This window comes from Rhodoferax ferrireducens, from assembly GCF_003347515.1.
Taxonomy (GTDB): Bacteria; Pseudomonadota; Gammaproteobacteria; order Burkholderiales; family Burkholderiaceae_C; genus Rhodoferax.
The window spans coordinates 1-342 of record NZ_QEII01000148.1 but is presented as its reverse complement, the minus strand read 5'-3'; the positions used below and the strand labels follow the sequence as shown (position 1 = coordinate 342).

The following is a 342-nucleotide window of genomic DNA, read 5'->3' as shown; positions in this document are numbered from 1 at the left end:
CTGAAGGATGTTCTGGCACGACTGCCTACGCAAAAGAACAGTCACATTGATGAGCTGTTGCCGCATCGCTGGACGCCGCTATCCCAGTAGCCGTTCAACGGTCAAGGTGTGTTGGCCGGACGCATACGCTCGACAAAAATCCAGAGAGGGTTATTGGCTACTTCCAGGATCGTCGGGTGCGTTATGCGGCTTGAGACTTCATCGGGCCGGAGCAATAGCTCGCCGTCACTTAGCGAGTGTCCCATTCGCACGACGCCGATAAAACGATCTCGGAAAAGGGCCTGGGTACGCAGTTCCGGACCCATCGTGTTCGCAATGACACCAGTCTCCAGATCGACAGTC

The 342-nt window shown here is 55.8% G+C and carries 1 pseudogene; it reads right to left on the bottom strand.

Annotated features, from left to right (window positions below):
* Window positions 1-101 precede the first annotated feature (101 nt).
* Window positions 102-342 (bottom strand): annotated as a pseudogene (locus C5P05_RS34225) (hypothetical protein); the annotation flags it as partial.